General features: G+C 71.4%; 20 protein-coding genes and 1 pseudogene. 6 read left to right on the top strand and 15 right to left on the bottom strand.

Features of this window, described 5'->3' with window-relative positions; genetic code table 11:
• Positions 1-5: 5 nt before the first annotated feature.
• Complete coding sequence (locus ACFYZ8_RS02760) at positions 6-2,135, bottom strand: PhoH family protein (RefSeq protein WP_388536799.1); 2,130 nt, start codon at positions 2,133-2,135, stop codon at positions 6-8.
• A gap of 269 nt (positions 2,136-2,404) precedes the next feature.
• On the opposite strand from ACFYZ8_RS02760, the gene ACFYZ8_RS02755 reads away from it, so the two are divergent.
• The gene (locus tag ACFYZ8_RS02755) at positions 2,405-3,121 is read left to right on the top strand and encodes an FAD binding domain-containing protein (RefSeq protein WP_359037381.1); all 717 of its coding nucleotides are present in this window, start codon (positions 2,405-2,407) and stop codon (positions 3,119-3,121) included.
• A 100-nt stretch (positions 3,122-3,221) separates the two neighbouring features.
• On the opposite strand, the gene ACFYZ8_RS02750 is transcribed toward ACFYZ8_RS02755, so the two are convergent.
• The 3 genes from ACFYZ8_RS02750 to ACFYZ8_RS02740 form a co-directional block, all read right to left on the bottom strand.
• Positions 3,222-4,355, bottom strand: coding sequence for a PfkB family carbohydrate kinase (locus ACFYZ8_RS02750; RefSeq protein ID WP_359037455.1), 1,134 nt, complete (start codon positions 4,353-4,355; stop codon positions 3,222-3,224).
• A 120-nt stretch (positions 4,356-4,475) separates the two neighbouring features.
• Entirely contained in the window at positions 4,476-5,765 is a 1,290-nt protein-coding gene (locus ACFYZ8_RS02745; RefSeq protein WP_388536797.1) for a glucarate dehydratase family protein, read from the bottom strand.
• Complete coding sequence (locus tag ACFYZ8_RS02740) at positions 5,762-6,664, bottom strand: 5-dehydro-4-deoxyglucarate dehydratase (RefSeq protein ID WP_388536858.1); 903 nt, start codon at positions 6,662-6,664, stop codon at positions 5,762-5,764. Before ACFYZ8_RS02740 ends, ACFYZ8_RS02745 begins: the two co-directional genes overlap by 4 nt.
• Before the next feature lie 158 nt (positions 6,665-6,822).
• Between ACFYZ8_RS02740 and ACFYZ8_RS02735 the strand changes: the two genes are divergently transcribed.
• Both ACFYZ8_RS02735 and ACFYZ8_RS02730 read left to right on the top strand, forming a co-directional pair.
• Positions 6,823-7,626, top strand: a complete 804-nt coding sequence (locus ACFYZ8_RS02735) for an IclR family transcriptional regulator (protein ID WP_359037387.1) — start codon at positions 6,823-6,825, stop codon at positions 7,624-7,626.
• Between the two features lie 188 nt (positions 7,627-7,814).
• Entirely contained in the window at positions 7,815-9,005 is a 1,191-nt protein-coding gene (locus tag ACFYZ8_RS02730; RefSeq protein ID WP_388536796.1) for an MFS transporter, read from the top strand.
• A 96-nt stretch (positions 9,006-9,101) separates the two neighbouring features.
• Here ACFYZ8_RS02730 and ACFYZ8_RS02725 read toward each other — a convergent pair whose 3' ends face one another.
• The 5 genes from ACFYZ8_RS02725 to ACFYZ8_RS02705 are packed head-to-tail and all read right to left on the bottom strand — an operon-like array spanning position 9,102 to position 15,203.
• Positions 9,102-10,091 (bottom strand): adenosine deaminase, encoded by a 990-nt coding sequence (locus ACFYZ8_RS02725; protein ID WP_359037391.1) that lies wholly within the window; start codon positions 10,089-10,091, stop codon positions 9,102-9,104.
• A 20-nt stretch (positions 10,092-10,111) separates the two neighbouring features.
• Positions 10,112-11,017: a ribonuclease Z gene (locus ACFYZ8_RS02720; RefSeq protein ID WP_388536794.1), complete on the bottom strand. Its 906-nt coding sequence runs from the start codon at positions 11,015-11,017 to the stop codon at positions 10,112-10,114.
• 6 nt (positions 11,018-11,023) lie between these two features.
• Positions 11,024-11,377, bottom strand: a complete 354-nt coding sequence (locus tag ACFYZ8_RS02715; protein ID WP_359037395.1) for an HIT domain-containing protein — start codon at positions 11,375-11,377, stop codon at positions 11,024-11,026.
• Positions 11,378-11,408: 31 nt separating this feature from the next.
• Complete coding sequence (locus tag ACFYZ8_RS02710) at positions 11,409-14,624, bottom strand: S41 family peptidase (RefSeq protein WP_388536792.1); 3,216 nt, start codon at positions 14,622-14,624, stop codon at positions 11,409-11,411.
• 45 nt (positions 14,625-14,669) lie between these two features.
• Positions 14,670-15,203, bottom strand: a complete 534-nt coding sequence (locus tag ACFYZ8_RS02705; RefSeq protein ID WP_359037399.1) for a hypothetical protein — start codon at positions 15,201-15,203, stop codon at positions 14,670-14,672.
• A gap of 81 nt (positions 15,204-15,284) precedes the next feature.
• Here ACFYZ8_RS02705 and ACFYZ8_RS02700 point away from each other — a divergent pair, with 81 nt between their 5' ends.
• Positions 15,285-15,677 carry a hypothetical protein gene (locus ACFYZ8_RS02700; RefSeq protein WP_388536790.1) on the top strand — a complete coding sequence of 131 codons (393 nt, stop codon included), beginning with the start codon at positions 15,285-15,287 and terminating at the stop codon, positions 15,675-15,677.
• Here ACFYZ8_RS02700 and ACFYZ8_RS02695 read toward each other — a convergent pair.
• The 5 genes from ACFYZ8_RS02695 to hrcA form a co-directional block, all read right to left on the bottom strand.
• On the bottom strand, positions 15,619-16,011 hold the full coding sequence (locus tag ACFYZ8_RS02695; protein ID WP_359037401.1) for a VOC family protein: 393 nt from the start codon (positions 16,009-16,011) through the stop codon (positions 15,619-15,621). The genes ACFYZ8_RS02700 and ACFYZ8_RS02695 overlap by 59 nt on opposite strands.
• 17 nt (positions 16,012-16,028) lie before the next feature.
• Positions 16,029-16,778, bottom strand: a complete 750-nt coding sequence (locus tag ACFYZ8_RS02690; protein WP_388536788.1) for a 16S rRNA (uracil(1498)-N(3))-methyltransferase — start codon at positions 16,776-16,778, stop codon at positions 16,029-16,031.
• Positions 16,775-17,851, bottom strand: a complete 1,077-nt coding sequence (locus tag ACFYZ8_RS02685) for a nitronate monooxygenase (RefSeq protein WP_388536786.1) — start codon at positions 17,849-17,851, stop codon at positions 16,775-16,777. Before ACFYZ8_RS02685 ends, ACFYZ8_RS02690 begins: the two co-directional genes overlap by 4 nt.
• Before the next feature lie 75 nt (positions 17,852-17,926).
• The gene (dnaJ, locus tag ACFYZ8_RS02680) at positions 17,927-19,066 is read right to left on the bottom strand and encodes a molecular chaperone DnaJ (protein ID WP_359037407.1); all 1,140 of its coding nucleotides are present in this window, start codon (positions 19,064-19,066) and stop codon (positions 17,927-17,929) included.
• Positions 19,067-20,083, bottom strand: coding sequence for a heat-inducible transcriptional repressor HrcA (hrcA, locus tag ACFYZ8_RS02675; RefSeq protein ID WP_007381950.1), 1,017 nt, complete (start codon positions 20,081-20,083; stop codon positions 19,067-19,069).
• Positions 20,084-20,233: 150 nt separating this feature from the next.
• Here hrcA and ACFYZ8_RS02670 point away from each other — a divergent pair, with 150 nt between their 5' ends.
• Positions 20,234-20,962, top strand: a complete 729-nt coding sequence (locus tag ACFYZ8_RS02670) for an MBL fold metallo-hydrolase (protein ID WP_359037410.1) — start codon at positions 20,234-20,236, stop codon at positions 20,960-20,962.
• 34 nt (positions 20,963-20,996) lie between these two features.
• Entirely contained in the window at positions 20,997-21,812 is an 816-nt protein-coding gene (locus ACFYZ8_RS02665) for a DUF3097 domain-containing protein (RefSeq protein ID WP_388536783.1), read from the top strand.
• Here ACFYZ8_RS02665 and ACFYZ8_RS02660 read toward each other — a convergent pair.
• Positions 21,790-22,367 (bottom strand): annotated as a pseudogene (locus ACFYZ8_RS02660) (Uma2 family endonuclease). The gene ACFYZ8_RS02665 and the pseudogene ACFYZ8_RS02660 sit on opposite strands and share 23 nt — an antisense overlap.
• Positions 22,368-22,461: the final 94 nt, after the last annotated feature.

Genomic DNA, 22,461 nt, shown 5'->3' with positions numbered 1-22,461 from the left:
CTTGTCTACTTCCGCTTGTTCCGGCCGCCCTTGTGGGTGCCGTTCTCCGTACCGTTCTCGCTGTCGTACTTCTCGTACGCGTCGACGATACGGCCGACCAGCTTGTGCCGTACGACGTCCTGGGACGACAGGCGGGAGAAGTGCACGTCGTCGAGCCCCTCCAGGATGTCCTGCACCTGCCGCAGCCCCGACTTGGTCCCGTCGGGCAGGTCGACCTGCGTCACGTCACCGGTGATGACGATCTTCGAGTCGAAGCCGAGCCGGGTGAGGAACATCTTCATCTGCTCGGGGGAGGTGTTCTGTGCCTCGTCGAGAATGATGAAGGCGTCATTGAGGGTGTTGTGGGTCAACAGGTAGTCCTGCGTGACGTACAGCGAGTCCTCGGCCGCCACCTGGATGCAGACGGTCTCCTCCCGGCCCGCCGGCTCGATGCTGTCGATGAACCGCATCGGACGTCCGCCACCTCCAGCCGCGTGGTACTTGTCGCGCTTGCGGGCGAGACGGAAGGGTTCGATACCTTCCGGGAGTCGGATGTCGACGACGTGGGTGTCGTAGCGGTGGGCTGCCAAAGCCGTCCCCTGTTCGCGCCCTTCGGCGCGACGACGGCGCGTGTAGGCCACACCACCGAGCGACTGCACCAGAGCGATGATGTCGTCACGAAGAAGGATCGACGCGGTCGAGAACTGAACCCGGCATGTGCGGTCCTTCTGTGGGACGGGCCCGCCGTCGGAGTCGAGGAGCCCCTGGAGAACACCCAGCCGCACTTCGGCAGAGTTGTACAGGTAGTCGTCCGGGACGAACTTGGTGTGCGAGCGGGTACGCAGCAGATCCAGTTCACGCAGCACCCGCGTGACGGGATTCTCCAGCGTCACCACATCACCGGGGGACTTGATTCGATTGAGGACGTAGTCGGGTCCGCCCTTGTGCCGCACTGCGACACCGGGCAGCGCGGCCTCCAGCGCTCCGGCCAGTTCGCGATCCTCCGTCGCGAAGGAAGGGGTGGTGGAGCCCGTGAGACAACCGTCGCCCAGCAGTAGCCCGAGCGCGTACGGATCCATGGGAACCTCACGCTCGGGAAAACTGACCGGCGCCGTGAGCATCGGCAGCTCATACCGGCGAGCGTGCGCCGCTCGCAGGTTGCCGATCATCTCCTGGGTCTCCAGGACCCTCCATGGCTTGTCACGGCGCTTGTCGTCGCGTGTCCTGACCGTCCACAGGTGCTCACCGCAGGCCAGGGTCCAGGAGCCGTCCTGGGCCGTGACGCGGTAGATGTCCTTCTCACCCTGCGGGTACACGCCGAGGACGGGGGTCGGCTCACCATTGGAGCCGATGACCAGGTCACCGACTTCGAGATTCCCGATGGGGCGCCAGCCATCCGGTGTCAGAACGTTCGTGAAGAGCGGCTGGGCGCGACCACGCATATACGCCAGCGGCGCGACCTCGATCACCCCCGAAGCCATCAGCTTCGGGATCGAGTCCGGGTCCAGCATGTCGTGCAGCGCGTCGTACAGCGGGCGCAGGTAGGGGTCGATCTTCTCGTAGAGGGTGCCGGGCAGGAAGCCCAGCCGCTCCCCCGCCTCGACGGCGGGCCGGGTCAGGATGATGCGGTTGACCTGCTTGGACTGCAGGGCCTGCACCGCCTTGGCCATGGCGAGGTAGGTCTTGCCGGTACCGGCGGGGCCGATGCCGAAGACGATCGTGTGCTTGTCGATCGCGTCGACGTACCGCTTCTGGTTGAGGGTCTTGGGGCGGATGGTGCGGCCGCGCGAGGACAGGATGTTCTGTGTGAGCACCTCGGCCGGGGTCTCCTGGCCGTCGCTCGTCCCGTTCTCGCTCGCTCGCAGCATGGCGATCGAGCGTTCCACTGCGTCCTCCGTCATCGGCTGTCCGGTGCGGAGCACCAGCATCATCTCGTCGAACAGGCGCTGTACGAGGGCGACGTCCGCCGCCGCTCCGCTCGCGCTGATCTCGTTGCCCCGGACATGGATGTCGGCTGCCGGGAAGGCCTTCTCGATCACGCGCAGGAGCGAGTCGCCGGACCCCAGGACCGAGACCATGGGGTGCTGGGCGGGGACGGTGAACTGTGCTCTCGCCTGCCCCTGCGCGGGGCTGTGACCTGTGGGTGTCTGAGTCATGGGCCGGCGCTTAAGGCCTGCGGTTCCTCCTCGTCACGGCCGCACATCCGGAGGCGGCCTCGCGGTTTCAAGGGTACGACGGTGCACCGACAACGCCGTAGGGCTTTTCGGCGACCGGGGCGCCCTCGATGCAGCGGTGAGCCCTGCATGCTCCCCCCGCACCCCGGGGAAGAATGCGCTCGCTACCACGTGTGTTCGAAGATGTCGCTGTTCGGCGGCCTGGACGGCGGCGGTGGCCCCGGAGTCCGTACGGAGAAAGCGGGAAGCCCGTGCTGCTGCGTCTGCCCACCTCCCTGTCCGAGGCACAGGCGTGTCTGACCGACGGGGCGGTACCCGTCGGCGGCGCCACGCTCGTGTGGGCCGCCTGGCAGCGCGACGGCTTCCCCGAGCAGGCGGTGTCGCTGCGCGAGGTGCCGGAGGCGAACGTCCTCGGGGCCGGGGAGGTGGGGGCGGCGGTCCTGCTGCACCGGATCGACGAACGGGTGCCGGAGGTGCTGCACCGGGCCGCGGCCGGTGTCGGCACGGGGGCCGTGCGCCGGACCGCCACGGTCGGCGGGAACGTGGTGGGCAGCACCCTGCGCTGTCTGCTGCCCGCGGCCCTCGTCCTGGACGCCCGCGCGCGTGTGCTGGCGGCGGAGGGGCCCTTCGAGGCGGACCTCGCCGAACTGCTCGCGAAGAAGCCGCTGCTGCTGAGCCTGCACTGGAGCGACCCGCTGGTCAGCGGCTACCGCAAGGTGGCGGAGGCCCCGGGCGGTCCCCCGCCCCTGGTCGTCGCCACGGCCGTGCACGCGGGCGACCGCCCCGTCCTGCGCGTCGCCGTCCGCGACGGCTACGACTTCCTGACCGGGAGCGTCCCCTGCGACACGGGCCGGGACAGCGTGCTCGACGCCTTGGGCGCCACGGCGCTGGGGGCACTGCCGGCCGAGGCCCGCGAGGTGGTCCGGGAACAGGTGGTGTCGGTGCTGGACCGAGCCGCCGAACACTGAGGGACGGACCCGCCGCCGGGGCCCCCGGAGGACGGACCCGCCCCGGCTCGACGTGCCGTGGGACGGGCGGCGAGGCGGCGCCCCCGCCCGCCCTCGTGCCTCACGTCGACCTGCCGAACCCGATCGTCGGGACCGCTCGGCGCAGGGGCCAGCCCGGTGCCTCCTCCTCCGGGACCAGGTCCGCGAGGAAGGCGTACCGGCGCAGCGCCGTCGGGTCCTGGGTGGCGACCGAGTGGACCTTGCGCCACCAGGCGCCGATCTCGGACCAGCCCGGCGCGGACAGGGAGCCGCCGAACTCCTGGACGGAGAGCGCGGCGGTCAGGCCGGCGAAGGCGAGCCGGTCCGCGAGCGGCCAGCCCGCGAGGGTGCCGGTGACGAAGCCGGCCACGAAGACGTCCCCGGCGCCGGTCGGGTCGAGCGCCTCGACCTCGATCGCGGGAACCTCGGCGGCCTCCCCGGTACGCCGGTCCACCGCGTACGCGCCCTCCGCGCCGAGGGTGACCACGGCGAGCGGCACATGCTCGGTGAGCGCGTGCGCGGCCGCGCGGGGGCAGGTGGTGCCGGTGTAGCGCATGGCCTCCTCGGCGTTCGGCAGGAAGGCTTCGCAGTGTTCGAGGTCGGCGAGGCCCGCCAGGTCCCACGTCCCGGTCTCGTCCCAGCCGACGTCGGCGAAGACGCAGGTGCCCTCGCGTGCCGCCTGGGCGATCCAGGGGGCGCGCTTGCCCGGTTCCAGCGACGCCACGGCCGCACGCGCGCGTGGGGGGAAGTCCGGCGCCGGCTCCTCGGGGGGCGGCTCGTGGCCGTGGGAGACCATGGTGCGCTCGCCCTCGTACGCCATGGACACGGTGACCGGGGAGTGCCAGCCGGGAACCCGGCGCGACGGGGAGAGGTCGATGCCCTCGCCCTGCTCCAGGGCGTCCCAGCAGTACTCGCCGTAGTGGTCGTCGCCGAAGGCCGCGGCCAGGGAGGTGCGCAGCCCGAGGCGGGACAGGGCCGTCGCCATGTTGGCCACGCCGCCGGGGCTCGACCCCATCCCGCGTGCCCAGGACTCGGTTCCGCGCACGGGGGCGGAGCCGAGCCCGGTGAAGATGATGTCGAGGAAGACGGTGCCCGTGAGATAGACGTCCCAGGGCGGATCGCCGGGTCTGCGCACGGCGGCCAGGGGATCGACCTGGGCCTGGCGCTGCCCGGCTTTCCCGTTGTACGACGGTCCCTTCCCGTTGGACGCGATCACGGTGAGCTCCCTGCGCGTGGTGCCGATCAGGCCAGTCTGCACCACGGGACCGCCAAGGAGCCGCCGCCCGCCTCCCGACCCGCCCGCCACGGAGGCGGAGTCTCCTGGATCGGGTCCGTCCTACCAGCGAGGCACAGCCGGTGTGACCCACTCCGGTTCGGCGACCCGCATGGCGGCGGCGTCGTCCCGTTCCCGCAGTGAACCGTCGTCATCCAGCCACCGCCGGTGCAGGAACTCCACCTTCTCCCGGTCGAGCTCGACCCCGAGTCCGGGCGCGTCGGACACGGCGACCTTGCCGTCCGAGAAGGCGAGCCGCTCGGTCAGCACGTCCTCCGACTGCCACGGGTAGTGCGAGTCGCAGGCGTGGTGGAGGTTCGGCACGGTGGATGCCACGTGCGTCATCGCGGCCAGCGAGATACCCAGGTGCGTGTTGGAGTGCATGGACACTCCCACGCCGAACGTCCGGCAGATCGCGGCGAGTTGCTGGGTGTTCCGCAGGCCGCCCCAGTAGTGGTGGTCCGAGAGCACCACCTGGACCGCGTCCCGGGCAAACGCCTCCTTGATCTCCGCGAAGGTCGTCACACACATGTTGGTGGCCAGTGGGACGTCGGTGCCCGCGGACACCTCCGCCATCGCCGCGGTACCGAGCGCGGGATCCTCCAGGTACTCCAGGACGTCCCCGAGCTCCTCGGCCACCCTCAGTGAAGTGGCCACGCTCCAGGCGCCGTTGGGGTCGAGGCGCAGGGGGTGGCCGGGAAACGCCTCGGCGAGTGCCCTGACCGCCGCGATCTCCTCGTCCGGCGGAAACACCCCGCCCTTGAGCTTGAAGGACGTGAAGCCGTACCGCTCGGTGAACAACCGGGCCTGCTCCACCACCCCCGCGGGATCGACGGCCGCCCCCGAGTCGTCCTTCTCGGAGACAACGCCCTCCGGGTGAGAGGCCCACTTGTAGAACAGATACGCGCTGTACTCCACGGCATCCCGCACCTTGCCCCCGAGCAGCGCGTGCACAGGCAGCCCAAGGGCCTTGCCCAGTGCGTCGAGACAGGCGACCTCGAAGCCGGAGACGACGGACAACCGCAGTTTGTCGGCGGTCTGCACCCCCCGCAGCCCGCCGACGTCGACCTGTCCGGAGACCCGGGAGGAGTCGACAGCCACCTGGTCGGCGACCGTGAACAGCCCGTTGAGGTCCCCGACCTGACGTCCGATCAGTTTCGCCGCGAACGGCCGGGCCAGTTCCAGGTACTTCGTGTCGCCGTAGGTCTCGCCGACCCCGGTGACCCCGTCGGCGGTCTCGACCTCGACGATCAGCCGGGGCGTGTACGGCTGGTGGACGCCCTGCGTGTTCAGCAGCGGCGGATCGGCGACGAGGATCGGTGTGAGGCGGACGTCGGTGATCGTGAGGTTCACAGCTCGGCTCCTACGAGGTCGAGTCCGGTGGCGAGCAGCTGCCGGAGGTCCGCGAGGTCGGCCGCCGAGGGGTCGGTGAGCGGCGCGCGCACCGGTCCGACCGGGCGCCCCCGCAGCCGTGCGGCCGCCTTGACCAGCGACACGGCGTACCCGGGCACGCGGTCGCGGAGCTCGACGAGCGGGACGTAGAAGTCGCGCAGCAGTTTCTCGACCGTGCCGTCGCCCTCGTCACCGGCGCGCAGGGCGCTGAAGAAGGCGTCGGCGATCTCGGGGGCGAAGGCGTGCACGGCGGAGGAGTAGGCGGGGACGCCGACGGTGGCGTAGGCGCGGGCCTGGATCTCGGCGGTGGAGGCGCCGTTGAAGAACAGGAAGCCCTCGGGCGCGGCGAGGGTGAGGCGCTGGAGCCGGTCGAGGTCGCTGTGCCCGTCCTTGAGGCCGATGACGCCGGGGATCTCGGTGATACGCCTGAACGCGCTCGCGCCGAAGGCGACTTGGCCGCGCTGGTAGGCGATGAGCGGCAGCCGGGTGCGCGCCGCGATCTGCTCCAGCTGGGCGACGAGACCGTCCTGCGGGGCGGCGACGAGATAGTGCGGGAGGACCAGCAGCGCGTCCGCTCCCGCTTCCTCGGCGATCCGGGCGAACCGGACGGCCTGCGCCCAGCCGTAGCCGATCCCGGCGACGACGGGCACGCGTCCGCCGGCCTCCTCGACCGCGATGGTGACGACCTGCCGGTACTCGTCCTCGTCCAGGGAGAAGAACTCTCCGGTGCCGCAGGCGGGGAAGACCGCGCCGGGTCCGGTGGCGATCTGGGCGGCGAGGTGGGCGCGCAGGCCGTCCGGGTCGAGGGTGCCGTCGTCGTGGAAGCTCGTGAGGGGGAACGACAGCACGCCGCGTGCCATGCCGTCCCGCAGTCGTCGGGCCGTGTCCGGGTCGGGGGTCACCCTCACTCATCTCCCTATGTAGACGTAATCTACGTATGAAGATGAAGGTTAGGTAGGCGAACAGCGTCCGGTCAATGGGTCGGCGCGAGGTTTGATGGGACGATTACGATCGGCGCATGTCAGAGACAGGGGGCGAACGCCCGGAGACCGTTGGCGTCCGCGAGGTGAAGTCGGCGGCCCGCACGGTCGAACTCCTCGAACTGCTGGCCGCGCGCGGCGACCGCCCGGCACGGCTCCAGGAGCTCGCGGACGAGCTGGAGGTGCCGCGCAGCTCGATGTACGCGCTGCTCCAGACCCTGATCTCGCGCGGCTGGGTCCGCACCGACATCACCGGCTCGCTCTACGGCATCGGCATCCACGCCCTGCTCACCGGCACCAGCTACCTGGACTCCGACCCGCGCGTGCGGATCGTACGGCCGTATCTCGACGAGGCGTCCGAGGCGCTGGGCGAGACGATCCACCTGGGCCGGCTCGACGGCCGGGACGTGGCCTATCTGGCGACCCGCGAGTCGCACGAGTACCTGCGGACCATCAGCAGGGTCGGCCGCCGGCTGCCCGCGCACGCCGGCGCGCTGGGCAAGGCGCTGCTGGCCGAGCGGCCGGACGAACGGCTCCCCGAGGGACCGTACGAGGCGCTCACCCCGAACTCCCACACCACCCGCGCGTCCCTGCTGGCCGACCTCGCCGGGGTCCGCGCCCGCGGCTACTCGATCGACCGCGAGGAGGGCGTCCCCGGCATCGTCGGCTTCGGCTTCGCGCTGCGCTACGACTCCCCCGCCCAGGACGCCATCAGCTGCTCGGTCCCCCTCGCCCGCCTCACACCGGAGCACGAACAGCAGATCGTCGCGGTGATGCGGGAGATCAGAGGCAAGATCGAGGCGACCGCGCCGAGCGCGGGAGGCGCTCCCAGCTGGCGTTAGGCGCGCCGGAAAGCCGCTCGTCTACCCGGCAGTTCCCTCCCGAAACAGAACGTGTCCCAGATCACGCCACCCGGGCTGTCTCCGCAACCGCGTGCTTGATACAAATTCCCTCGCGCGTTCCTGTCCGTCGACGGCCTGCGCCCCACCCCCTTTTTGAGCCGCTTCTTTCGCATGCCCTGGGAACGCCCGTGTTCGCCCGTCGCTCCACCCTGCCCTGGCCCCTCATTGCCCTTTTCACGGCCGGGTACCTCGCCCCCTACCTCCTCCCCACCACGGTCGGCAGACTCGACTCGGGGCTTCCGCTCACCGCCACCGAGGCGGGCGCCGTCGGCAGCGCGCTGCTGCTGAGTTCGGCGGCGGCAGGTTTCCTGCTCGCCTCCCGCGTCGACCGCGTCGGCCCCCGCACCCTCGCCCGCGTCGGCCTCACCCTCGCCGTCCTCGGCTACGGCGGCGCCGCCCTCGCCCACGCCGTCCCCGCGGTCGTCGTGGGCGCCCTGATCGGCGGCTTCGGATCCGGTACGTCGACGGCGGTCGCCGCCACCGGCATCGCCGCCCAGCCCGACCCGCACCGCACCACCACGGTCGGCCTCCTCGGCGTCTCCGCCCTCGCGGGCGCCGTCTACCTGACCGTCCCGCACCTGGGCCCCGGCCACGGCCGGCCCCTCGCGGCGATCGCCCTCACCGCGCTGGCGGTCTGGCCCCTGACCGGCCGCCTCCCGCTCGCCACGGCCCCCACCCGAAGCCGGGAGACGGGCACCCCGCTCCCCCACCGCCGCGCCGGCCTCCTCCTCGCCGCCACCCTGCTCTGCTGGTCCCTCGCCCAGAACGCCCTCTGGGGCGTCAGCGGCCGCATCGGCCTCACCCAGGCCCACCTCTCCGAGGCGACGGTCGGCGCGGTCTTCGCGATCGCGCTCGGCGCGGGCCTGCTGGGCGTCGTCGGCGCGGGCGCCCTCGGCCCGCGCCTCGGCCGCGCGCTCCCCATCGGCGGCGGCACGGTCCTCATCGCGGCCTGCATCACCCTCAGCGCCTCGGCCACCGACCTGACGTCCTTCGCGACCGGCGAGATCGCCTGGAACACCCTGTACCCGATCGTCCTGTCCTACGTCATCGGCCTGGCCGCCTCCCTGGACCCCCGCGGCCGCTGGGCGGTCCTGGTCGGCTCGGCGTCCTCACTGGGCACGGCAGCGGGACCGCTGACCGGCAGCCTCCTCGCCTCCCAGGCCGGCTTCCCGGTGATGGGCACGGTCCTGGCGGCGGGCCTGCTGCTGATCGCCGTACCGATGGCTGCGGTGGCGATGGGCGCGGGCAGGCGTCAGCTGCCGGTGGTGGAGATTCCGGTGGAGACCACCCAGGCCTACGACAAAGCAACGGCCGCGTGAGTGCTTTTGGCTTTCAGGGGCGCGGGGCTGTGTCGATTTGCGGCTCCGCCGCGTGGGCGCGACAAGCCCCCTCGCACCCGCATCCGACAACGCACGTCAGAACTCGTACGCGTCAACCTCCGCAAGATACCGAGCCCGCAGCCCCTCATCGTGCTCCAAGAAGGACGCCAGGAAGGAGTTGCGGGCCAACTCCCGCAACCGCTCCTCCCCCAGGCCCAGCGCCACGCGCACCGCGTCGAAGTTGTCCCCCGCATACCCCCCGAAATAAGCGGGATCGTCGGAGTTCACCGTGCACATCAGCCCGGCGTCCAGCATCGCGGGCAACGGATGGTCACCGAGCACGTCGACCGTCCGCAGCCGCACGTTGGACAGCGGGCACAGGGTCAGCGGCACCCGGTCCCGCACAAGGCGGGCCACCAGCTCCGGCGACTCCACACACCGCAGCCCGTGGTCGATCCGCTCCACACCCAGCACGTCCAGCGCCTCGACGATGTACTCCGGCGGCCCCTCCTCCCCGGCGTGCGCCACCCTCCGCAGCCCCAGCGAGGCAGCGGCCTCGTACACCTCGCGGAACTTCACCGGCGGATGCCCCACCTCGGCGGAGTCGAGCCCGACCCCGACGATCCGGTCGAGATACGGCTTGGCGGCCTCAAGGGTCTCCAGGGCCGACTCGGCGGACTCGTCCCGCAGGAAGCACATGATCAGCTGCGTGGAGACACCGTGGTTCTCCCGGCTGCTGCCCAGCGCCCGCCACAGCCCCTCGACGACGGTCCCCATTCCCACGCCCCGGGCGAGATGCGCCTGCGGGTCGAAGAAGATCTCCGCGTGCCGTACCCCCTGGGCTGCGGCCCGGGCGAGATAGGCGTTCGCCAGGTCCTCGAAGTCCCGCTCGGTGCGCAGGACGGCCATGAGCTCGTAGTACAGGTTCAGAAAGGACTGGAGGTCCTCGAAGTCGTACGCCTTGCGGAGCCCGTCGGTGGAGGCGTACGGCAGCTCGACGCCGTTGCGCGCGGCCAGCTCGAACGCCAGCTCCGGCTCCAGGGTGCCTTCGATGTGCAGGTGCAGTTCAGCTTTGGGGAGGGACATCAAAGCATCGTACGGCCGCTTTATCGCCGTTTCGGAACCGGGACCCGCAGGAGGTCGTGGGCCACGGTCAGCTCACCCTCGTACCCGGCGGCCCGCGCCTGCCGTTCGAACTCCTCCGGTTCGGAGTAGCGCTGGCTGAAGTGCGTGAGCACGAGATGCCGTACGCCGGCGTCCCGGGCGACCCTCGCGGCCTGACCTGCGGTCAGATGGCCGTGTTCCACGGCGAGTTGCTCGTCCTCGTCGAGGAAGGTCGATTCGATGACGAGCAGGTCGACGCCGTCCGCGAGGGCGTGGACGCCGTCGCACAGGCGGGTGTCCATGACGAACGCGAACCGCTGGCCGCGGCGGACCTCGCTGACGTCGTCGAGGGTGACGCCGTTCAGTGAGCCTTCTCTCTGGATCCGTCCGACGTCGGGTCCCTTGATGCCGTGCGCGGCGAGGCGGTCGGGGAGCATACGGCGGCCGTCGGGTTCCGTGAGGCGGTAGCCGTAGGACTCGACGGGGTGCGACAGCTTGCGCGCCTCCAGCGTGTAGCCGCCGGTCCGCGCGAGCACCCCGTCGGCCGCGACCGGTGCCTCGGTGAGCCGGACCGTCTCCCGGTACGCCGTCGCGTACCGCAGGCGGTCGAAGAAGCGCTGCCCCGACTTCGGGTAGTGCGCGGTGACCTCGTGCGGGACCCGGTCGAGGTTGATGCGCTGGATCACGCCCGCGAGGCCGAGGGAGTGGTCGCCGTGGAAGTGGGTGACACAGATCCGGTTGAGGTCGTGCGCGGCGACCCCGGCACGCAGCATCTGGCGCTGGGTGCCCTCGCCGGGGTCGAAGAGGATGCCCTCGCCGTCCCAGCGCAGCAGGTAGCCGTTGTGGTTGCGGTGCCTTGTGGGGACCTGGCTGGCGGTGCCGAGGACGACCAACTCACGTACGGACACGGGGAGTTACCCGGGGGGCCACTGGAGGCCGCGGCCGCCGATCACATGGGCGTGGGCGTGCCAGACGGTCTGGCCGGCGCCGCTGCCGGTGTTGAAGACGGTGCGGTAGCTCTCCAGCTTCTCCTGCTCGGCGACGGCCCGGGTCTCCCGGAGGACGTCCGCGGCGAGCTCCGGGGCCTCGGCGGCGAGGGCGGCGGCGTTCTCGTGGTGCGCCTTGGGGATCACGAGGACGTGGGTGGGGGCCTGGGGGTTGATGTCCCGGAAGGCGACGGTCGTCTCGGATTCCCGCACGATCGTCGCCGGGATCTGACCCGCCACGATCTTGCAGAACAGGCAGTCGTCCTGGGGTTCCCCTGGCATGTGGTTCCTTCCGTCGAGGTCCTGAGGCATCTTAACGAGGCAGCGTCGGCGGAACCTTCGCCGGAGCGCTCTCCAGCGTCTCCAGCGCGATCCGCACCGCCTCGTCCAGCTGGGCGTCCCTCCCCGCCGCGTAGTCCTGCGGCCGCTGTACGACCTCCACGTCCGGGTCGACGCCGTGGTTCTCGACGCCCCACTCGTACCCCTCCAGCCAGAACGCGTACTTCGGCTGGGTGATCAGCGTGCCGTCGACCAGCCGGTACCGGCTGTCGATCCCGATGACCCCGCCCCAGGTGCGCGTCCCGATGACCGGGCCGATACCCAGGGCCTTGATCGCCGCGTTGACGATGTCGCCGTCCGAGCCGGAGAACTCGTTGGCCACGGCGACGACGGGCCCGCGCGGCGCGTCCCTCGGGTAGCTGTAGGCGCGCATTCCGCGCGGCAGCGCCCAGCCGACGATCTTGCGGGCCAGTTTCTCGACGACCAGCTGGGAGGTGTGTCCGCCGCGGTTCTCGCGGACGTCGACCACCAGGCCCTCGCGGGCCACCTCGACACGCAGGTCGCGGTGGATCTGGGCCCAGCCCGGGGCCTGCATGTCCGGGATGTGGAGATAGCCGAGGCGCCCGCCGGACTTCTCGTGGACGTAGGCGCGGCGGTCGGCGACCCAGGCGTGGTAGCGCAGGGGCTCCTCGTCGGAGACGGGTACGACCACGGCGTGCCGGAGGTCGCCGCCGCCGGACGGGGAGATGGTGAGCTCGACCGGCCGGCCCGCGGTGCCGACGAGGAGGGGGCCGGGGCCGGTGACCGGGTCGACCGGGCGGCCGCCCACCGCGACGATCGCGTCCCCGGCACGGACCGCCACGCCGGGTGCGGCGAGCGGGGAGCGGGCGTGGGGGTCGGAGGTCTCGGTCGGCAGGATGCGGTCGATGCGCCACTGGGCCGATCCCTGGGGGCCGTCGTCGTGGCGGGAGATGTCGGCGCCGAGCAGGCCCTGCCGGGGTCCGTGGCCGTGGCCGCCGCGGGGGGTGACGTAGGCGTGGGAGGTGCCGAGTTCGCCGTGCACCTCCCACAGGAGGTCGACGAGGTCGTCGTGGGTGGCGAGGCGGTCAAGGACCGGGCGGTAGCGGTCGAGGACGCCGTTCCAGTCGACGCCGCTCATGTCGGGGCGCCAGAAGTGGTCCCGCATGATGCGGCCCGTCTCCTCGTACATCTGGCGCCACTCGGCCGAGGGGTCGACGGTCTGCCGGATGCGGCCGAGGTCGACGGAGATGTTGGTGTCGCTGTCGTCGTCGTTCGAGGCGCGGCGGTCGCTCGGTACGACCTTCAGACGGCCGTCGGTCCACAGCAGGACCCGCTTGCCGTCGCCGCTGACGGCGAAGTGGTCGGCGTCGGCGGCGAGGTGTTCGAGGCGCTGCTGGGCGAGGTCGTAGCGCTGGAGGTCGGTCTTGGGGTCGGGGTCGTCGGGGGTGGCCCGGGAGGAGCCGAGGACACCCTGGACGGGGTGGCGCAGCCACAGCACGCCGTCCTTGGCCGCGCGGAGGTTGGAGTAGCGGCCGGCCTCCACCGGGAAGGGCACGATCCGGTCGGCGAGCCCTTCGAGGTCGATGCGGGTGGCCGGGGTGCCCTCGCTGTCGGGGGTCTCGTCCTTGTCGGGGGCCTCGAAGGGCCGGCCGTGGCGCTGCGGGCCGAAGGGGGACGGGGTGGTCGCGGCCAGGGTGATCAGGTGCGGACGGTCGCCGACCACGAACGCGAGGTCGAAGACGTGCTCGTCGTAGACCGGGTCGAAGGAGCGGTTGGAGAGGAAGGCCAAGTGCTTGCCGTCGAGGGTGAAGGCGGGGGCGTAGTCCTGGAAGCGCAGCGGGGTCGCCTCGGTGACCGACAGGTCGGTGGTGTTGGCGAGGCGGAGCTGGCAGAGCGGGGCGGGGCCGGGGTGCGACCAGGCGAGCCAGGCCGAGTCGGGCGAGAAGGTCAGTCCCCGTACGTCGCCGTCCTCGCTGCGGTCGACCTCGCGGACCTCGCCGGTCTCCCGCTCGACGAGCAGCACGCGGCCGTCGTGCGCGGCGACGGCGGCCTTGCTGCCGTCGGGGGCCATGGCGAGTCCGAGGACCCGGCCGAGCTGTCCGGCGGCGAGGCGGCGCGGGGTGGCGCCGGGGGCGAGTCCGGTGGCGGGCGCGAACTCCAGGGCGTCGTCGCCCTCCGCGTCCGTCACCCACACCACCCACTCCTCGCCCTCGGTGCGGAAGGTGCGCGGCAGCCGGGCCCGGACGCCGGGTTCGGCGGCGAGGACGCGGGCCGGGCCCGAACGGTGGGTGACCCAGTGCACGGCGCCGCGCACGGCGACCGCGCTGCCGCGCGCGGTGTGGTCGGGGGCGGCCGAGCCGAACCAGCGGGAGGCGTCCACCGGGAACGGCTGCCGGTCGGCGCGCTGTCCGCCGAGCCGGACCTCCAGCCGGCGCGGTTCGGCGCCGTCGAGGTCGTCGAGGATCCACAGCTCACCGGCGGAGGTGTAGACGACCCGGGTGCCGTCGCCGGAGGCGTGCCGGGCGTAGTAGCCGTCGAGGGGGGTGTGCCGGCGCAGGTCCGAGCCGTCGGCGAGGGAGGAGTAGACGGCGCCGGTGCCCTCGTGGTCGGAGAGGAAGGCGATCCGGTCGCCCGCCCACACGGGGTACTCCAGGTTTCCGTCCACCTCCTCATGCAGCCGTACGAACTCGCCGTCGCCCTCGCGGTCGATCCACAGCTTGCCCGCCGTGCCGCCCCGGTACCGCTTCCACCAGGCGGCCTCCCGGCCCATGGGCGCGGACAGCAGCACGGTCGCCGGGCCGTGGGCGACATCGCCGACGGGGCCGTACGGCAGGACGGTGCCGGGACCGCCGTCGAGCGGGACGGTCCGTGCCCAGCTGCGGCGCAGGCTGGCCTGGCCGTGGGTGGTGATGGCGAGGACCTCGCCGTCCGGGGTCCAGCCGCGCACCTGGGTGCGCGCGCTGCCCCAGTGGGTCAGCCTTCTGCCCGGCCCGCCGTCGACCGGGGCGATGTGCACCTCGGGGGCGCCGTCGCGGGCGGAGGTCCAGGCGACGGTGGTGCCGTCGGGCGAGATGCGGGGGTGGGTGACCGGGACGTTGTCCGCGCTGACCCGCCAGGCGCGCCCGCCGTCGAGCGGCGCGAGCCACACGTCGTCCTCGGCGGTGAAGGCCACCAACTCGCCCCGCAGGTGCGGAAACCGGAGATATGCAGACGTCACAGGCTGTGTCACCCGATCACCCTACGCACGGCCGGTCCCCGCGCACAGGGGTTTCGATCACTTGCCGTCGGGCCAGCACTGCGGGTCGTTCTGGCACCAGATGGTCTTCGTGACGGTCACGGTGACGGTGGGTCCGGGCTGACGGGGGTTGTTGACCGGCGGGGTGGGGGTGGCGTTGCAGTCGCCGAGCCCCTCCACGTGGAACCACTGCCTGCCGCCCACGGTGGCGGTGAGGTCCCCGCGCACACAGGCGCCGCTGACGGTCCGGGTCACCTTGCCCTTGACGGTGATGTCCTTGCCGTCCCGCGTCTTGCCGTCGCAGTCGACGGTGGCCACGGTGTTGACGCTGGCGCTCGGTGTCCGGTCGCCGTTGTCGTACGAGGCCGTGCAGGTCAGCCAACTCACGTCGGCCTTCTGCCGGTTCAGCTCCTTGGTGACCAGCTGGTCGGTGGTGTAGGCGACGGTCGCGGAGCTGACCGCGCCGGTCGGATCGCAGGCGGCGACCCCGCCCACGGCCAGTACGACACCCCCGACCACACCCGCCACTCGCACCCCGCGCGGCCGACGCCAGTTCCGCCTCAACGCCACCATGGAGGGCAGCCTGCCACTGTCCCGCCCGGGACGGTAGGGCGCATACGGCCACCTGTGCGCCGGTCGGGCTACGGTGGGCGGATGCGCAAGGACCGTGCGGTGAGAACGCTCGTCGTGGACGCGCGGACGACGTACCTGTGGAGCGTCCGGCACAAGCACCGGGACGGCGATGTCTGCCGCGATGTGCTCCACCTGGTCCTCGACGGGGTCCGCACCCGGGTCGTCTTCCGGGAGGGCGAGCGAGGGGGCGTCTCCGGCGGCTACTCGTACGTGGGCTGCGTGTCGACCGGCCCCGGGAAGCTGCTCAACCTCAACGAACCCGGTGTCGTACGCCGACTGATCGACGAGGCGACGGACCGCGGACTCCTGCCCGGTGCGGCCGAGTTGGACGGCTGGGACCTGTTCGACGCGGTGCTCAGCCGCGCAGCAGCAGCCACTCCTGGAGTTCCACCAGGTTGCCCTCCGGGTCCTTGAGGTGGGCGACGCGCATGCGGTCCGTCATGGGGGACGGGCCGTGCAGCAGAGTGGCTCCGCGGGACACGATCTGCTCGCAGTAGGTGTCCAGGTCGTCGACGCGCAGCACGACCAGGGAGCGGTGGCCGGTGGCCGTGTCGCCCAGCTCGCCGAGGACCTCCGCCATCATCGACCGGTCCTGGAGAGCGATGCCCGCCGAGCCCGTGGCCGCGCTGAACTTCTCGTACGGGCCGCCCGTCGCCCCCGACTGGGGCTTGAGGCCGAGGACCTCGGCGTAGAAGCGGTAACAGGCGGCGAAGTCGGTGACGAGCAGGCGTACTTGGGCGAGTTCCACAGCCGTCCTCACAGGGGTCAGGACCAGCGGCCGGTGCGGCCGAGGAGCAGGGCGGTCGCCGCGGTTCCGGCGGTCGACGTACGCAGCACGGTAGGCCCGAGGACGTAGGCCCGCGCACCGGCCTCCTCGAAGAGCGCCAACTCGTCCTTGGCGACGCCTCCTTCGGGTCCCACGACCAGCACGATCTCACCCTCGTCGGGGAGTTCGGCGGTGGCCAGCGGCGCGCTGCCGCGTTCGAAGTCGGAGTGGAGCACGGCGGCGAAGTCGGCTTTGGCGAGAAGTGCGGCAACCTGCTTGGTGCTTGCCGCGTCCGCGATCTCCGGGAATCGGATCCGGCGGGACTGCTTGCCGGCCTCGCGGGCGGTGGCCCGCCACTTGCCGAGCGCCTTCAGACCGCGGTCGCCCCTCCACTGGGTGATGCAACGGGCCGCCTGCCAGGGCACGATGGCGTCGACACCGACCTCGGTCATGGTCTCGACGGCGAGTTCACCGCGGTCGCCCTTGGGGAGGGCCTGGACGACGGTGATGCGGGGCTGTACGTCAGGTGCCTCGTTCACCGAGTCCAGCTGGACGATCAGCCGGTCCTTGCCCTCGGTGCCGAGCACCACGCAGTCGGCCCAGTGCCCGGCGCCGTCGGTGAGGATGACGTCCTCGCCGGGCTGGAGCCGCTTCACGGAGACGGCGTGGCGGCCTTCGGGGCCGTCGAGGACGTACCGTCCGCCGTCACCCGCGTCGAAGTGGTCGACCACGAACACCGGTGCGGTCATCGCAGGTCCCCCTTGCCCGACAACGCTGTCCTGGCGGCGTCGAGTTCGGCCGCGAGTATCTCCACGAGCTGCCCGGCGGGCACCTCGCGTGCCATCCGGTGGCCCTGGCCCGCCCACAGCGCCATGCCCTGGGCGTCCTTCGCCTTGGCGGCGGCCTTGCGGAGCGGGGCAGTGAGGTGGTGGACCTCGGGGTAGGCGGCCGGGGCGTACGGGCCGTGCTCGCGCAGGAAGCGGTTGACCAGGCCACGGGCCGGCCTGCCGGAGAAGGCGCGGGTCAACTCGGTGCGGACGTAGAGGGGGTTGGTCAGCGCCTGCTTGTGCACGTCGTGGGCGCCGGACTCGTGGGTGGCGAGGAACGCCGTGCCCAGCTGGGCCGCGCTCGCACCGGCGGCCAGGACGGCGGCGATCTGGCTGCCGCGCATGATGCCGCCGGCGGCGACGATCGGGATGGTGACCGTCTCCCGGATCTGGGCGACCAGGGACAGCAGCCCGAGCCCGGAGCCGTCCTGCTCGGGGAGGTCGCGGTGGGTGCCCTGGTGACCGCCGGCCTCGACGCCCTGCGCGATGACCGCGTCGGCGCCCGCGTACTGCACGGCGAGGGCCTCTTCGGGGGTGGTCGCGGTGACGAGGGTGAAGGTCCCGGCGCGGCGCAGCGACTCCAGGGCGTCGCTGCTCGGGACGCCGAAGTGGAAGGAGGCCACCGGCACGGGGTTGTCGAGGAGGACGGCGAGCTTGGCGTCGTAGCCGTCGTCACGTCCGCTGTCGCGGTCGCCGAGCTCGGTGTCGTACCAGGTGGCCTCGCCGGCCAGCTGGTGGGCGTAGACCTCGACGGCGGCGGGGTCGGCGTACTCCGGCTGCGGCAGGAAGAGGTTGACGCCGAAGGGCCGCCCTGTCAGCCCGCGCAGCTGCTTGATCTCCTGGTACATCCCGTCGGCCGTCTTGTACCCGGCGGCCAGGAATCCGAGCCCACCCGCGTCGGACACGGCGGCGGCGAGCCGCGGCACGGAGACGCCGCCCGCCATGGGGGCCTGCACGATCGGATGAGGGAAGAGATCGGTCAGTGCGGAGGACATGACCGCATGTTGTCACGTCCTCCGGACAAGTCCGAATCCAACCTTCACCCGGCTCGGGTACGACCGTCGCACCGCTCAGGTACGCCCGTTGAACGCATCCTTCAACCGCGAGAACAACCCCTGCTGCCCAGGCTGGAACTGCCCCGTGGGCCGTTCCTCGCCGCGCAGCTTGGCCAGTTCGCGGAGCAGGCGCTCCTGCTCGGGGTCAAGCTTCGTCGGGGTCTGGACCTCGACGTGGACGATGAGGTCGCCCCGGCCGCCGCCGCGCAGGTGGGTGACGCCCCGGCTGTGCAGCGGGATCGACTGGCCGGACTGGGTACCGGGCCGGATGTCGACCTCCTCCATGCCGTCCAGCGTCTCCAGCGGCACCTTGGTGCCCAGGGACGCCGCCGTCATCGGGAGCGTGACCGTGCAGTGCAGGTCGTCGCCGCGCCGCTGGAACTGCGAGTGCGGGAGTTCGTGGATCTCGACGTAGAGGTCACCGGCGGGACCGCCACCGGGACCGACCTCGCCCTCACCCGCGAGCTGGATCCGGGTGCCGTTGTCCACACCGGCCGGGATCTTCACGGTGAGCGTGCGCCGCGAGCGGACCCGGCCGTCGCCGGCGCACTCCGGGCACGGGGTCGGGACGACGGTGCCGAAGCCCTGGCACTGCGGGCACGGGCGGGACGTCATGACCTGGCCCAGGAAGGACCGGGTCACCTGCGACACCTCACCGCGGCCGCGGCACATGTCACACGTCTGCGCCGAGGTCCCCGGCGCCGCGCCCTCACCGCTGCAGGTGGTGCAGACGATCGCCGTGTCGACCTGGATGTCCTTCGTGGTGCCGAAGGCCGCCTCGTCGAGCTCGATCTCCAGGCGGATCATCGCGTCCTGGCCGCGCCGGGTGCGCGAACGCGGACCCCGCTGGGACGCCGTACCGAAGAACGCGTCCATGATGTCCGAGAAGTTCCCGAACCCACCGGCCCCGAAGCCGCCCGCGCCACCGCCGCCGGCCTGCGAGAGCGGGTCGCCGCCGAGGTCGTAGACCTGCTTCTTCTGCGGGTCCGACAACACCTCGTAAGCGGCGTTGATCTCCTTGAACCGCTCCTGGGTCTTCGGATCCGGGTTGACGTCCGGGTGCAGCTCGCGCGCGAGCCGCCGGAAGGCCTTCTTGATCTCTTCCTGCGACGCGTCGCGGCGCACGCCGAGAACGGCGTAGTAGTCCGTGGCCACTTACGACTCCGCCAGGATCTGTCCGACGTACCGTGCCACTGCGCGTACCGCTCCCATCGTTCCCGGGTAATCCATGCGGGTCGGTCCGACCACGCCGAGCTTGGCGACTGCCTCGCCGCCCGAACCGTAGCCGACCGACACCACCGAAGTGGAGTTGAGCCCCTCGTAGGCGTTCTCATGACCAATACGTACGGTCATGCCCGAATCCCCGGCCTCACCAAGGAGTTTGAGGAGGACGACCTGCTCCTCCAGTGCCTCCAGGACGGGCCGGATCGTGAGGGGAAAGTCATGTCCGAAGCGGGTGAGATTGGCGGTGCCGCCGATCATCAGCCGCTCCTCGTTCTCCTCGACGAGCGTCTCCAGGAGAGTGGAGAGCACTGTCGAGACCGTACCCCGGTCCTCGACGTCGAAGCCTTCGGGCAGGTCCTCGACCAGCTGCGGCACATCGGCGAACCGCCGCCCGGCGATCCGGCTGTTGAGCCGCGCCCGCAGATCGGCGAGCGAGGCCTCCCCGAAGGGCGCCGGGCAGTCGACCATGCGCTGCTCGACCCGGCCGGTGTCCGTGATCAGCACGAGCATCACGCGGGCGGGGGCGAGCGAGAGCAGCTCCACGTGCCGCACGGTCGAGCGGGTGAGGGAGGGGTACTGCACGACGGCGACCTGCCGGGTGAGCTGCGCGAGCAGCCGCACGGTACGGGCCACGACGTCGTCGAGGTCCACGGCGCCGTCGAGGAAGTTCTGGATGGCGCGCCGCTCGGGCGCGGTCATCGGCTTGACGCCCGCCAGTTTGTCGACGAACAGCCGGTAGCCCTTGTCGGTGGGGATCCGCCCGGCACTGGTGTGCGGCTGGGCGATGAACCCCTCGTCCTCCAGGACCGCCATGTCGTTGCGGACGGTCGCCGGGGAGACTCCGAGGTTGTGCCGCTCGGTCAGGGCCTTCGACCCGACCGGTTCCTCGGTGCCGACGTAGTCCTGGACGATCGCGCGCAACACCTGAAGCCTGCGTTCACTCAGCATCGCGCACACCTCCAGCAGTCGTTCCCTTGGCGCCTCGCCTGGCACTCTGTCCGTCCGAGTGCCAGCGCTCCCCGGCCAGTGTACGGCGGTGGGGTACTGCTCGGGCAAGGCTGGTCCCGGCGTGAAGCGTTGTACGGCTAGCGTCGCGGTATGACGGTGACTTGGGAAGAGCTCGGGTGGGAGCGGGTCGCGACCGGGGTGGGGCGGTGCCGGCTGCCCGGCTGGGACTGTACGACGGGCCTGGTGATCGGCGAGGGCACGGCCCTGGTGGTCGACGCGGGCTCCTCGCTCGCGGAGGGCGCGCGGCTGCGCGCTCAGGCCGGGGAACTGGCCGGCCACCGTGTGACTCATCTCGCGTTCACCCATCCGCACTTCGACCATGTCTTCGGTGCGGCCGCGTTCGCGGGGGCGGAGGTGTTCGGCGCGGTGGGCGTGGAGACGGTGCTGGCGGGACGGCTCGGCCGCGCTGGGCTGCGGGCGGACGCGGTGCGCAACGGACTGGATCCGGAGGTGGCCGACGAGGCGGCGGATGCCCTCGTCCCGCCCCGGCACCATGTCTCCGGCGAGTGGACGCTCGACCTCGGCGGTGGCCGCCAGGTCCTGCTGGCGAACGTCGGCCCCGGCCACACCGCCCACGACCTGGCCGTGCTGGTGCCGGGCTCCCCGGAGGTGGTCTTCTGCGGTGACCTGGTCGAGGAGTCGGGCGAACCGCAGGCGGGCCCCGACGCCGTACCCGCGCACTGGCCCGCCGCGCTGGACCGTCTCCTTGACCTGGGCGGCGAGGACGCGCTGTACGTGCCCGGTCACGGAGCGGTGGTGGACGCGGCGTTCGTGCGGGCACAGCGGGACGCGCTGGCGACGCGTTTCGGCGTGTCGTAGTGATCCCCCGCGTGGTTCTCCTATCGTCATCCGAATGCGCCAGTACTCCGCCGACCTGACCCCTCCGTGGAAGAAGCCCAAGCCGGTGCCGGAGGTGCCCGCAGAGCCCGGCCTGGTGGTCGAGGAGCCCGGCACCGGCTTCTGCGGCGCGGTGATCCGCTGCGAGGCGGGCACGGTGACCCTGGAGGACCGCTTCGGCAAGCACCGGGTGTTCCCGCTGGAGCCGCGCGGTTTCCTCCTGGAGGGCCGGGTGGTGACGTTGGTGCGGCCCTCTTCACAGGCTCCTGTACGACCTTCCCGTACCGCTTCCGGCTCGGTTGCCGTCCCCGGCGCACGCGCACGCGTGGCCCGCGCCGGGCGTATCTACGTCGAGGGCCGCCATGACGCGGAACTGGTGGAGAAGGTCTGGGGCGACGACCTGCGCATCGAGGGCGTGGTCGTGGAGTACCTGGAGGGCGTGGACGACCTTCCGGCGATCGTGGCCGAGTTCGCGCCGGGTCCGGACGCGCGGCTGGGCGTCTTGGTGGACCACCTGGTCCCGGGCAGCAAGGAGTCCCGTATCGCGGCGTCGGTGACCAGCGAACACGCGCTGGTCGTCGGCCATCCCTACATCGACATCTGGGAGGCGGTGAAGCCGTCGTCCCTGGGCATCGAGGCGTGGCCGCGGGTCCCTCACGGGCAGGACTGGAAGACGGGCGTGTGCAAGGCCCTGGGCTGGCCGTCGGAGAACACGGGCGCGGTGTGGCAGGCGATCCTGAAGCGGGTGGGGTCCTACAAGGACCTGGAGCCGGAGCTGCTGGGGCGGGTGGAGGAGCTGATCGACTTCGTCACGGATAGCGGTGGGGCCTGACGTCGGGGAAGGTGCCGAAGTCGCTGGTGTCGAGTTCGACACCCAGGACGTCGAGCGACAGCGGTTCTCCGAACTTCGCGATGTGCTGGGTCCGGTAGTCGGCGTCTTCGCCCTTCCCTTCGGGGCTCGTCAACAAAACGCACTGCGCCATGATCGGATCGACGATGAGATAGGCGGGCACTTTGCCGGCAGCGTAGATCGAACGCTTGACACCGTAGTCTCGATGGACGCTGGTCTTGGAAACGACCTCGACGACAGCCGTGATCAATTGAGACGGCACAAGCGCCCTGAACCGGGCAGGACGTCACGTGCGACCACCACCAGATCCGGAACCGGTTCGCTCGCCTCGTCGATGAGGTCGACATCCTGGGTCTGGAGGGGGTATCAGCGATCCAGTGGAATCTGCCTCTGCGTGAGCAGCACGATCAGGTTGTGCACCAGATCGGGGCTGGCCATCATCACGATTTCCCCCCGCAGAAGCTCCACCTTGAGTCCGTCCGGCGGCTCAAAGCCCTCGAAGAACTCTGCGACTCCACGTTCGTCCACAGCGGTCATCTCCGTGGCCTCCACATTCGCCGCGACCTTTTGGCGGCGGCCTACGAACCAGGTTAGGGACCGAACCGGTGTTTCGCAGTGATTCACTCGCCCG

It is taken from the genome of Streptomyces sp. NPDC001668 (assembly GCF_042893155.1).
Classification (GTDB): Bacteria; Actinomycetota; Actinomycetes; order Streptomycetales; family Streptomycetaceae; genus Streptomyces.
Note: the sequence above shows the minus strand (reverse complement) of the source record. Positions and strands in the feature narration are given on the sequence as shown.